The 12,460-nt window shown below is 29.2% G+C and carries 13 protein-coding genes; 4 read left to right on the top strand and 9 right to left on the bottom strand.

Annotation, left to right across the window (positions count from 1 at the left end):
- Nucleotides 1–73: 73 nt before the first annotated feature.
- From ACR82Z_RS01625 to ACR82Z_RS01585, 9 genes are all read right to left on the bottom strand, one after another.
- A complete protein-coding gene (locus tag ACR82Z_RS01625) occupies nt 74–544 on the bottom strand; it encodes an MPN499 family protein (protein ID WP_435130321.1) in 471 nt (156 codons plus the stop codon).
- Nucleotides 545–546: 2 nt separating this feature from the next.
- Complete coding sequence (locus ACR82Z_RS01620; RefSeq protein ID WP_435130318.1) at nt 547–1,407, bottom strand: HAD family hydrolase; 861 nt, start codon at nt 1,405–1,407, stop codon at nt 547–549.
- Complete coding sequence (locus tag ACR82Z_RS01615) at nt 1,388–2,107, bottom strand: L-ribulose-5-phosphate 4-epimerase (protein WP_435130316.1); 720 nt, start codon at nt 2,105–2,107, stop codon at nt 1,388–1,390. The genes ACR82Z_RS01620 and ACR82Z_RS01615 overlap by 20 nt, the downstream gene beginning before the upstream one ends.
- Nucleotides 2,097–2,972 (bottom strand): L-ribulose-5-phosphate 3-epimerase, encoded by an 876-nt coding sequence (locus ACR82Z_RS01610; RefSeq protein ID WP_435130313.1) that lies wholly within the window; start codon nt 2,970–2,972, stop codon nt 2,097–2,099. The genes ACR82Z_RS01615 and ACR82Z_RS01610 overlap by 11 nt, the downstream gene beginning before the upstream one ends.
- Nucleotides 2,947–3,603, bottom strand: a complete 657-nt coding sequence (locus tag ACR82Z_RS01605) for a 3-keto-L-gulonate-6-phosphate decarboxylase UlaD (RefSeq protein ID WP_435130311.1) — start codon at nt 3,601–3,603, stop codon at nt 2,947–2,949. Before ACR82Z_RS01605 ends, ACR82Z_RS01610 begins: the two co-directional genes overlap by 26 nt.
- Nucleotides 3,604–3,611: 8 nt before the next feature.
- Nucleotides 3,612–4,082 (bottom strand): PTS sugar transporter subunit IIA, encoded by a 471-nt coding sequence (locus tag ACR82Z_RS01600; protein ID WP_435130308.1) that lies wholly within the window; start codon nt 4,080–4,082, stop codon nt 3,612–3,614.
- 2 nt (nt 4,083–4,084) lie between these two features.
- On the bottom strand, nt 4,085–4,372 hold the full coding sequence (locus tag ACR82Z_RS01595; protein ID WP_435130305.1) for a PTS sugar transporter subunit IIB: 288 nt from the start codon (nt 4,370–4,372) through the stop codon (nt 4,085–4,087).
- Between the two features lie 101 nt (nt 4,373–4,473).
- Nucleotides 4,474–6,264: a PTS ascorbate transporter subunit IIC gene (locus ACR82Z_RS01590; protein WP_435130302.1), complete on the bottom strand. Its 1,791-nt coding sequence runs from the start codon at nt 6,262–6,264 to the stop codon at nt 4,474–4,476.
- A gap of 18 nt (nt 6,265–6,282) precedes the next feature.
- The gene (locus ACR82Z_RS01585) at nt 6,283–7,338 is read right to left on the bottom strand and encodes a phospho-furanose lactonase (protein WP_435130299.1); all 1,056 of its coding nucleotides are present in this window, start codon (nt 7,336–7,338) and stop codon (nt 6,283–6,285) included.
- A 225-nt stretch (nt 7,339–7,563) separates the two neighbouring features.
- Here ACR82Z_RS01585 and ACR82Z_RS01580 point away from each other — a divergent pair, with 225 nt between their 5' ends.
- From ACR82Z_RS01580 to ACR82Z_RS01565, 4 genes are all read left to right on the top strand, one after another.
- Complete coding sequence (locus tag ACR82Z_RS01580; RefSeq protein WP_435128362.1) at nt 7,564–7,686, top strand: hypothetical protein; 123 nt, start codon at nt 7,564–7,566, stop codon at nt 7,684–7,686.
- A 525-nt stretch (nt 7,687–8,211) separates the two neighbouring features.
- The gene (locus ACR82Z_RS01575) at nt 8,212–8,928 is read left to right on the top strand and encodes a hypothetical protein (protein WP_435130296.1); all 717 of its coding nucleotides are present in this window, start codon (nt 8,212–8,214) and stop codon (nt 8,926–8,928) included.
- Between the two features lie 604 nt (nt 8,929–9,532).
- Nucleotides 9,533–10,186: a transposase gene (locus ACR82Z_RS01570; protein WP_435130293.1), complete on the top strand. Its 654-nt coding sequence runs from the start codon at nt 9,533–9,535 to the stop codon at nt 10,184–10,186.
- Nucleotides 10,187–11,059: 873 nt separating this feature from the next.
- Nucleotides 11,060–12,433 (top strand): M17 family metallopeptidase, encoded by a 1,374-nt coding sequence (locus tag ACR82Z_RS01565; protein WP_435130290.1) that lies wholly within the window; start codon nt 11,060–11,062, stop codon nt 12,431–12,433.
- Nucleotides 12,434–12,460 lie beyond the last annotated feature (27 nt).

Here is a 12,460-nt window from a genome sequence, read left to right as displayed (position 1 = left end):
CCTATAACTGATGTATTATCTTGCAAGCATCAATAAAATATGCTTAGCACAAATTAATTACACTAAGCATATCTTATACATTTGAAAGAACCTCAAAACCTCATCTGGTTCATTGAACATATAATATTTTTAAACCTTTAGCATTCTTTTGAAAAAAGTCTTCAAAATATTCTTTGGTAAAAAAGAAAGTTCTTCCATAATATAAATTTTTTATTGTCTTTATGTTAAAACGAATGATAAGATTTTCAATGATTTGAAAGTCTATATAATCTTGTTCATCCATCTTTTCAACTTTATTGCGATGTAATTGAAAGTCAAAACCACGAATTCGCATTAGTTTATTAAACAAATAAAAATCCTTATCAGAATTAAATGAAAAAATAATATTAGTGTTTTCTCATTGATTATATTTAATAATATCCTCTAAAGATTTAGCATGTTTGATAACAAAATTACGTGATTTTGGTGTCAAAACTTTTCATATTGGAGGAACAACTCAGTATCCGTTTTCCATATGATTAATTTTTATATATTTAACTTTCATTCTTATTCCAACATATTTAAAAAGTTTGCTATCCCTTGTTCATCATGTGAATTTGTGATAAATGTTGCTTTTGATTTAACTTCATCTCGTGCTTGACCCATTGCAACTGAATATTTAGCAACTTCAAACATCGAAACATCATTATCTTCATCACCAAATACCAATGTTTTATTTAAATCAATGTTATATTTATCTGCTAAAATCTGCAAACTTTTTCCTTTAGAATTATTGATTGGCATAATATCATAAACATGTACTTGCGAGTTGATAATATATACATTGTCTATCTTTGAAATTTTCATTGCTGAAATATCAGTCTTTTCAGCTGTACTATCACGCTTGATAACTAAGAACTTTAAAATATCATGTTCATCTGTGTTAAAGTTTGGATTTTGATGATTTAAATCATAATAATCAAATGCAAATTGATTTTCTTTTCTACGTTTAGCAATTGTCTCTTCTAATCAAGCAAATCAACTTGGTTTGCCTACATTTTTATGAAAACCATAAATTTGGTTACATGTATACACCAAAAATACTACACCTGATGCTATCAATGCTTCAAAAACTGCCTTAGCAGATGCTTTATTTATAGGATTTTTATAAACAATTTGATCATTTTGAAAATCGTAAATAAGTGAACCATTGCAGCAAATTGCAGGATAATCGCAATCTAAATTAAAAAACTCTTCTTTAGCTAAATAATGTGGTCTTCCTGTGATAACTGAGTATTTTTTACCAAGACTTCTCATTCTCTGGATGCCTTGATATGATTGTGGTGTAATATTTTTGTGTGAATCAAGTAAGGTTCCATCTAAATCAAAAAACAAATACTCAAAATCACTATTTTTTAATTTGTCCATAATATGCATTTGGTCCATGTTTGCGAAAGTGATGCTTGTTTTGTAAAGTCTGATTTGCAGGACCTTTATCAGGAACTAAAATTAAAGTGTGTAATGCCATTTTAGCAACTTCTTCCAAGGTAAGTGCTAAATTAACTGCATCTTTTGGATTTTTAATCGATCAAACAAATGGACCATGCTCTTTAACCAAGGTCGCACTAGTAGATTCAAAACTTATGTTGTTTTTAGTGAAATGTTCGATGATAACTAACCCTGTATTATGCTCATATGCACAATTTATTTCATCATCTGTTAGTTCTCGGGTACAAGGAACAGAACCATAAAAATTATCAGCATGAGTAGTTCCAAAACACTTAATTTCCTTACCTGCTTGTGCAAAACCAACAGCATAAGGGGAGTGGGTGTGAACGATACCTTTGATATTCTTATTTGCTTTATATAATAAAGTATGAGTAGGAGTATCTGATGATGGATTAAGTTTAGAATCTATTACATTATTATCCATATCAACTACTACCATATCATCGGCACTCATAGTTTCATATGAAACACCCGATGGCTTGATTACCATATATTTGCGATCTTCTGTTATTCCCGAAACATTTCCTCAGGTATGAATTGCGAGCTTATATTGATATAATAACATATTAGCTTGATAAACTTCTTGTTTAAGTTTTTGAATTTCGGCTTTATTCACCATTTGCTTCCTTTCATTTTTTTTGATAAAATGCTTTTGCTTGTTTTAGCAATTCAATGTTTTCTGCAGCAGTTTCATCTGGGTGGTTTTTTGATCACATTTCAATTAAAATTGGAACATTTAAATTGTTTTTAGTTAACTGCTTCAATGAATGTACAAAATCAACACTTCCTTGTTCTCATGGAACTTCTTTGAATTTATTAGGTAAAGTGTCTTTAAAATGAAAACCTACGATTTTATCAGCACCTAAAAAGATTTCATTTTCTATATCTTTGGTAAATTGATTTAAGTTTCCTAAATCAGGATAGATATAAAAATTAGGTGCATCGATTTGTTTTAAGAATGCTAAACATTTTGAAATAGTTCCTGCAAATGGTGTATCCATTGTTTCAAAAGCGACTGTTACAGAATATTTTGATGCAAGTTTAGCAACCTTTTTCATCCCTTCGATAAATCATTGCTTGGTTTGTTCATCCGAATCTTCATAATAAACATCGTAGGCAGCTAATTGAATAGTTCGAATACCAAGTTTTTTAGCCAAAATTAATGCTTTTTCCATTATCAGCAAGGCATGTTCACGAATTTTTAAATCATGTGATCCGAAAGGAAATTTACGGTGTGCTGACAAACACATTGAATTAAAATAAAAATCCTTTTCAATCAAAAGTTTTCTTAATTCATTGATTTGTGCATTATTTCAATCTAATCTTTCAAGACGAAAATCTGATTCATCAACACTGAATTCAATAAAATCAAATCCTGCTGCCTTGGCAATATCGATTTTTTGACTTCAATCAAATTTATTATTGATTGCTTTTTCATAAATGCCTAAAAAACGGGTTTTAGTTTCAGTATTTTTTAAATTCATCTTTGAATTCCTTTGCTGCTTGCTGTGGATCTTCAGCATCGCGGATTGATCTTCCAGCAATGAATATGTATACTGGAATATCTTTAAAGAGTTTAATATCTTCAACTGTTACCCCCCCTGTAACAGTTACTTTAAACCCCATATTAGCAAGTTTTGCGACTGTATCAACGTCTTTTTGACCTCATTTAACTCCAGCAACTTGAGCATCACGGGCACGGTGTCAAACGATTTGTGGAACACCTGATGCATGTCATGCTTCAACTTGATCCCATCTGAAGTTAGTAGTCATTTCAACTTGTATTTCTTTTTTAATATCGAAAGTTTGTGAATATTTTACTAAATCAGCCATTGTAGCATTTTCAGCAGCACATATTGCAGTTGTAAAGTCTGCACCTGATTCGAAGAACATTTTTGCAAATACTCTTCCTGCATCAGCAATTTTTCCATCGGCAACAATAATTTTGTCTGGGAATGCTTTTTTGATTTCTGAAATAGCTTTTTTTCCTTCAGAAGCTAATAAAATAGTTCCAACTTCGATTACATCTATATATTTTGCAGCTTTTGAAGCTGACTCAATTGCTTCTTTAATTGTTAAGTTATCTAATGCGATTTGTAGTAGTGGTAATGCCATATTTTCCTTTATGCTTGTGCATCTATTTTGCTAATAATATCGATGACTTCTTGATTACTTTTTGCATTTATAATTGCTTCAATATTTGAATCTTGTTCAAAAATTCTAACAATTTGTGGTAATGCTTCTGATGTATGAACATCAGCAGAAGTTGCTGCTAAAGCAACTAATAATGAAACTGGACGCTCATCATTTTCAAAGTAAACTGGTTGTTTTAAGGTTACTAATGAAAATGAATTTTGTAAAACTCCAGCTTCGCTTTGGGCATGAGGGATTGCAAGATGATTTGCAATAATATAATATGGTCCATATTTCAAGGTACTTTCAATTACAGCATCATAGTATCTTGGTTCAACAAGCTTTTTATCAATTAAAGGTTTAATTGATAAATAAACTGCTTCTTTTCAGTCTTTTGCTTGTAAACCTACATTAACTGTTTGATATTTTTTAAGTATTTCTAATAAATTAATTTTTTCCATAATTATAAACCTAGTGCTTTTTTAAGAGCTTCTCTAATTTCGTTTTCATCCATTAAGTTTGTAACACCAACAATTTTTGCACGTTGGTTGTGATTAAACATTTCTGAAAGATGTTTTGATGAAATAATAATATCTACAGAATTTGTCATTCCGGTTGATTGACCCATTGATAAAGCATCAACAGTTGCATTTACTCCAAGTTCTTTCATAATTTTTTGAACTTTAAGTTTAATTATCATGCTGGTTCCCATTCCGTTACCACATGCTGCGATAATTTTAAGTGTTTCCATATGTATCTCCTAAATAATATAATAATATGTTTATTATCTATATCATAGATAAAAAAGTATTTTTTTGAAAAAAAGATTAGCACAAGGCTAATCTTAGTAAATTAGCTGTTAACTAATTTTGGTTGTAACTTAAGTATTTTTTGTAAAAATGTTTTTTTGGTTTGTGACCCATTATCTACAATTTGTCCTAATGCCAATAATCCAATTATTGCTAATATAACTAAGATTCAAGCAAGGATGAAATTGTATGAAGAAATTCACATTAATAAACCAAAGAATAAGTTTCAGTCTGCCATACCAATATAACCGTTTGCAACAGGTGAAACAAAAGCGCTTTTATCTATACCATCAGCAAATTGTGAGTGATTTGTAATAATGAATTGGTATGAATTATCAATTGCTCTTGTCGCAATTGAAATAATTACAATTTCCAAGAAACCAAAGATTCCAGGTAGAAGTAATGCGGCTCTTCATCCACCTGATGCATTTGCATATACACCTAATGATCCTGAATTAAAGAATAAGGTGATAAATAATGGTATTGCAATATTAAAGAATTTTTGGTTTGGAATTGCTGACAATCCACCAATAATTGCTACTGCGATAAATTGCCCAATTACCCCTGAAATAAATCCAAATGTAACAGAGTTGATTGAAAATCCATAAACTGCAGCTACATCGACAGCTACAACTGCACCAGGAATTATTTTTTCACTAATTCCATGGAATGATTGTTGTAGTTCTGTAATGAACATTCTAACCCCAGTAATAATTGCAACTAATGATGCAACTATTTTCAATGCTCCACCAAGGATATTTAATCCAAAGTTAGCACCACCAAATGAATTGTTTCATATTGCATAATTTGAGGTAAATTTAATGTGATCTGGAGCGATAACACTAAACGGATTAACAGATAACAATACAATAAATAATACTAAGAATAATAGCAAGATAATAATTGTTTGTGTGAAAATGTTATCTTCAAAGATTTTAAGGTATGAAGGAAGTTTTTTGTTTTCAGCTGAATCTTCTTTTTTACCAAAAAATCTACCTAATTTATATGTTGTAGCGATTGCAAGCATTTGTTGGTGTCCAACTGCAAAACCTGCATTTTGTGTTACAGCATTTGTTCCTTTTACAGTTGATGCAGAACCAACTGCTCAGTAAATTCCTAAGAAAATACCTGACATAATTATAATTCCTGCTTGTTCACCTGCTGATAAAGCACCTGTAAAGATACGCATATCTTGGAATAAGATAATATATAAAATGGTTGTAACAACAGCTGATTGTTGAATCATAACATGTCCTGTTATCATTAAACTATTTGTGTTTGTTCATCTTTTTAATGCTACCATAACAATATTTACAGCAAATCCAAGGATGAATGCAAATGAGATTAATGAAACATAATTATTTCCTAAGAAAGCTTTTTCAAAGAATGTATTTGAACTTGCTAATGCAAAATACGGATCTAATGGTACGATTCCTGCACCTTGACCTATATTTTTAACTCCTTCAAATACGGGTTTAGCTAAGGAAACTAAGGTTCCTGAACCAATTTGTAATAAGATAAATCCAATAACGGTTTTTAAAAATCCGATTACTGATTCACGAAAACCTCTTCCGATGGTTAGATAACCTACAAATGTAAGCGAACCTAATAACAATGCAGGTTGCTTAAAGAAGTTATCCATATAAACTTTGTTAAACATGAAAAGGAAAGCATCACCAGCAGCTTTTGGTGTTCATGGTAACACCTTTGGATCATTTGGTTGTGCTGATTTAACCAACATTGATACTAAAATAATGAAAACATTGATTAAAGCAAATATTGATCACCCAATGATTAATCCTTTCCTTTTCTTAGAGTCAATTTTTTTAATCATATTTGTCCTTAAATAAGGTTATTTTACTTTTAATAGTTTTTTTAATTCTAAGACTCTAGGATTTACTTTAGTAACATCGTATTTTCTTGGTTCATCAAAAGCCAAGATTTCTGCTGGGTTGTTTACTAACATATCTTGAATTGCTTCTTCGCTAACTCCAACTTGTTTAAGAAGCGGAATAAATCTATCGAATAAGTATCCCAGACCAAAAGTTTCTTTACCTCTTTCGGCTCCATAGTGTCTTTGATATAACACTCTACCAGCATCTAATGCAAGTGTAATGTGTTTTTGATACCCCTTGTCAACTAAATATTTGATGTTTTCTGCTAATGTTAAATCTGTGTAATATTTAACTCTATCAGGTCCATCAAAACATAAAGTTACCCCAAGTTCTGAAATAATTTTCTCATAGTAAAGTCTGTCAGGATTTTTATTTAAATGTGATAATTGAATTTTTCTTGGATTTGCTCCAAAATCAATTAAATGTTGTGCGGCTTCATATGCCATAGTTCCTAATTGTGTATGTACTAAAATTGGAGCTCCGGTGTCGATACTTGAACGAGCCGCAACCTCTAATGATTTAAGTTCAAGTCTATCAATAGCAGCATATCCTGTACCTGCTTTAATAATTCCTGCCTTTGCATTAGATCTTTTTACAACTGGTCCACTGTAGTTGTATTCATCCATACCAACTTCAATTTCTGCTTTAACCATTTCAACGATATCGTCAATTGGTGCTAAAGCTAATCATGAAGCTCCCTTATCATAAAATGCTGCTTTATGAAAACCAGTAGCCATAATAATATGAGCTTTGTTTTTTAAAGCATTTGCAATTTCTAGCATCTTATGAACATCTCTACCTACATTGGGTGGGTCCATAGTAACCATACTTTTACCACCCTTTGCAATGTATTCATCCATTTCGTTTAATGCTGCATCGACTGAGAGCATAACAAAGTCTGGATGTTCGTGTGCTTCAGGACCATAATTTTTAATTAAATGATCATGGCAATCCACAACACCTAATTCTTTAGGATCAATATCACCTAAAACTGTTCTTGCGAATTTTTTCATTTATTCTCCTTTTAATATTATGAAATGTATTTTTATCATAAAACATTTTTTCATTTATTCTTGTAAAATATATTTATTTTAGTTTAAAAATATCTAAATACGGAAAAAATTGCGTATTTTTTCCATAAATTATTAAAGGCTATATATGTTTTAAATGTGTTTTCGTGAATTATTAAACAAAATTTTACTAATTACTATAGTATATAATTTTGTAAGGATTTAATAATGAACAATAACTTTGAATTATCTAATTTCGAAAAAACAAGACTGATAAATTTACAAACAGTAATGCAATTTAGTGATTTAACAATACAGAGTTTAGCAAAAAAATCGGAAAATCTCTCGTAACTGTTATTAAATATAAGAAAATTATACAAAAGGGAGAAGAAGTTTATTAAAAAATTTGTTCTTCATAAGAATAGAGATAACATTCATGCTTGAAAATACTCAAATGAAGAGATAAAGAAATTAGCAGAAGATTATAATAATAAAAAACTCCTCATAAGCGACAGGAAGAGTTCAACAGATTCATATTTGAGTTTGTTTTTATATAATGAAAAAATAAACTCGAGATATATCTTACTCTCAATTTCATAAAAGACTAATAAAATTAGGTGTTACATCTGCTTTTGCTTATAAAAGTGGCAAAAATTCTGCAAAAAATATGTAAAGTATGCAAAATTAACGAATAAGGAATATCTTTTTGATAATATGGTTTTTAAAAAACCTAAGAAAAAGAAGTAATTAGAACCGAACAAAGACGAAATTTCTCATTTGGTCAAAGGGTAGAAATGAGATGGATGCTCACACAAATTCTTAAATAATAAAGAAATAACATTAATTGGTTCCATTGATGTAGCAACAGGTTTAATTTTGTCATTACATTTTGAGAAAAAAGCAGAATCATTAAATGGACATCAATCAAATATTGAAAAAATGATAAATAATTATGGAATTCCACAAATGATTATTACAGATAACAGAAAGAATTTTTATAATTCTGCTGAATCAAATGCTTCTACATATAATGCTAGTAAGAGATTTAGGAATAGAATTTATAACCACTTCTGAATCAAACGGAAAACCACATATTGAACGTTTTTGAGATTTTTTGCACAAAAGAGAATTCCAAGTTGAATAATAAGACACACAATTATAAAACAATTGAAGAATTGAACCAATAATATAGGTGAATTAATGAATTATTTAAATATTACAAGAAAAAGTGTTATACAAAATCCACAAAGTAATTTCTTTAGACAACCACATAAAGAATACCTAGAAAATTACTTTGATTTAGAGATAAAAAGAAAAATTAATGCTGCTGCAGTAACTTATAATAATGTAAATTATGCACCCTATGAAAATGACAAAAGAATTAAAATTAATAGCAGCACAGATATAAAATTTGTCATAGGAACAGACGAAAAATTATATTTTAGAACCAAAAATAAAAGATATGAAGCAAAACCGATATCTACAAAAGATATGACTCATTATGAGAAAATAGCATTCGAAAAAACGCTTGTAAGTAGGGGTAAAAGAAGTACAAATCATATCAAGACTTCTTTCGAGTGGTTTCTCCTTTAATAAATTACTTGATTTAAAAATTAGAAAAATTGCTTCATCTGATAAATATACAGGCGATGAAATAAAAATATTGCAACAAATACTAGATGAACTCAGAAGATGCTCGTAAAAAACTCGATAACATCACAAATTTATAAAATCAAACAAACAAAATTTATGAATATTTTACCAAAGCAGTGCCTAGGATTTTCCTTACAGGAAAATCGTTTAAAACATACACACTACAAATGTTTTTAAGGGTTTCTCACTTTTACCACCCCTAACCCCAGCTACTAATGACGAAAATAGGTGGGAATTTTCTTTTTGAAAAAAGAAACAAAAAAACTTTATATCTGTGGCATTACGCAAATATTTTATTTGCTACAAGTCACTTTTTCAGATTTTGTTTTTATATTTTTATATAAAGGTGTTTTATTATAAAAAGTAAACAGAAAAATCTTAAATTAAACTTTTTATGGTATTAAAAAAACTGGTAAAAAGTGATTAATCCTGCTTTATGCTATATAATTTTTATACATTGTAACTATGTAAAGTTTTGAATAATATTTCAGAGGCTATATATGTTTTAAATGTGTTTTATTTGAAAATAATGTATAATTTAGTAATGTCAACAAAAGATGAAAAACTCAAACAACTAAAATTAATTACAAATTCATGAATAAAGTCATTTACTGACCTTCCGAATGATGTTAAAGAAGTATTAGCATCTTATATTACTTCATGAAATAATAGTAAAGATATAACAATAGAAAAACCTAAATATTGTCATAGATGTGGATACTGTAAAGATACACAAGCACGGTTCAACAAACAACATCGTCTCGTTATAGAATGTTTAGATTGTAAGAAAACTTTTAGTAATTGCACTGGAACAGTTTTTGAAAGGCTAAGAAAAACACATCGAAATTTAAATATCAAAATGTTTCTTGAGTGTCATTTAAAGAAATTAACACTTAAAGAAACTGCAGCGATTTGTGGAATTAATTTAAAAAACAAGCTTTTGTTTGAAGACATAAAATTATTAGATTTTATTAAATCTAAGCAAAAAGAATCAGATGTCAGTAGTGGAATAATCAGAACTTGACGAAATATATTTTCTTGATGTAAAAAAGGTGAGACACAAAAGAACGGAATAGGTAGAGCAGCAAGAAAACGTGGAAAATCTTTATACTATAACTCAAAAAGAGGTATAAATAGTGATTTAGATTGTGTTTCTACTATGGTTGATAGAAATGGGGAATCGCAATTTCTTATTTAGGAAAAGGTAAACCTTCTGCAGAAAAACTATATTTTGCTTTTAAATACAAAGTTAAAAATCCTGAATCTGCAAAATTTATAACTGATGGGGAAACATCATATAAACCTTTTATAAATAAGATAGGTGCATCTCATTATATTGTTGGTGCTTCTAAGAAAAAATCTTTTGTTTATAAAGAAAATTCAGATAAAACAAAAAGTGTAAGGGAAAAATTACATATACAAAATGTTAATAATTTTCATCGCAAGATTAAAGAATTAATTGAAAATGTATATAACGGAGTTTCAAGTAAAAATTTAGATAAGTATATAAATTGGGTAAAGTGAACAAGAATAAACAAAGGAAATCATTATTCAATGATGATAACTTTAAATAAATTTTTAACAAGCAGGTAAAAATAAGACAAAAAGATTTTTTGGATTCTTAAAATATAACAAAAAATAAGAATTTAAATTAAATAATAAGTTGTTTTTTAGTTTTTTAACAAAAACATTTAAAATTATTTAAAAACACACATTTAAAACATAAATAGCCTTATTAAATTCTTGATAAAGCATATTTAAAAAATTTACAAAATGAAAAAAATAAATTTTTATTTTGTAGTACTGTAAAAGTAATAAATTTCTTTTTCAACTGTATATAAGGGAGAAAAGTTAGATAAAATTTGTAAATTATGTTCCTAAAATATATAAGTTTTTATCTTTATTTATGAAATTAATTTCATAAATAAAGATAATTTATTAATTTTTTCTTTTTTTTATTTCCTTACAGTGAAGACAAACATACACAAAAAAACAACTATATCAACAAACAAATACAATTTATAAGTGTAAAATAAATATTTTGATATAATCAAAACCAGAAAGGAAATAAATGGTAAAAGTAGAAAATACAAGAAATTCATCAATGCTTTTAAAAGCTGTTTTTAAAGGTGACAGTTATCCAAAAACCTTAGTTGAAAAAGAATCGGTTGTAACTGAATACTTTGACAGAAATGAAGCATTAGTTTACTTCGGAACAGAAGAAAAATATGACTATAATGTAGTCTCAAAATTCGCTAAGGGATTATTCGCATCACAAGTTCGCAATTTACAAATCGATCTTGATTCATTTGTTCGCGGAAAGGTTTGTATTCCTTGTGTTGTAGATGCATTTACAAATGCATATAAATATGTAAATGCAGATATTTACAATGCAAAAACTTCTAAAAAACCAGAAAAATTTGCAGTAAGCTTTTTATCAACAACAGACCCACAAAGATATGAACACAAACTTTATAGTGCAAATGTTTTAGCAGATGCAGTTAATTACGCAAGAAATTTACAAATTATGCCACCTAACATTTGTAACTCTGAATATTTAGCTAAAACTGTTGTTGAATATTTAACTAAATATGACAATTTAAAAGTAACAGTATTAAACAAAGCACAAATCCAAGAACTTGGAATGGGATTACTTCTTTCTGTTAATCGTGGAAGTATGTATGAACCTAGAGTTGTTGTGATTGAATATAACGGGAATCCAGATTCAAAAGCCAAAACAGTTTATGTAGGAAAAGGAATTACCTTTGATTCAGGTGGATATTCACTAAAGCCAAGTCGTTCAATGCTTGGAATGAAATTTGATATGTCTGGTTCTGTATTTGTAGCAAGTGCATTGAAAGCAATCGCTCAATTAAAACCTAAAACCAATGTTGCTGCTGTAATGTGTATTACAGATAACCGAGTAAATGGTGATGCATCATTACCTGATTCGGTATGAACCAGTATGAACGGAAAAACTGTTGAAATTAATAATACCGATGCCGAGGGAAGATTAGTAATGGCAGATGGGTTAACATATGCAGTTAGAAATCTGAAAGCAACAAGACTTGTGGATGTTGCAACTTTAACTGGAGCAATCCTTGTTTCGCTCGGAAGTACCTATACCGGAGTTTGAGCAACAACTGATAAAGCATGAGATGATTTAAAGGATGCGGCAGAATCTCAACATGAACTAGTATGAAGAATGCCTCTTGATGAAGCATTTGCTAAGGAAATTAAAAATTCAGTTGTAGCTGACCTTAAAAACACTGACTTATCTGGTGCAGGTGGTGGAAGTTGTTCAGCAGCAATGTTTTTAAAAGAATTTACCGAAGGGATTGAATATATTCATTTAGATGTTGCTGGGACAGCAGAACAAGGTGGAAAACCAACTGGTGCAATGGTTAAAACATTAGTTCAACTAGCGCTTAATGCAACTGAGTAATTAAAAAACCATCAATTATGATGGTTT

This window comes from Mycoplasma sp. 6243, assembly GCF_051200785.1.
In the GTDB taxonomy this organism is placed as follows: Bacteria; Bacillota_I; Bacilli_A; order Mycoplasmatales; family Metamycoplasmataceae; genus Mycoplasmopsis.
The sequence above is the reverse complement of the archived record's forward strand: the minus strand, read 5'-3'. Positions and strand labels throughout refer to the sequence as shown.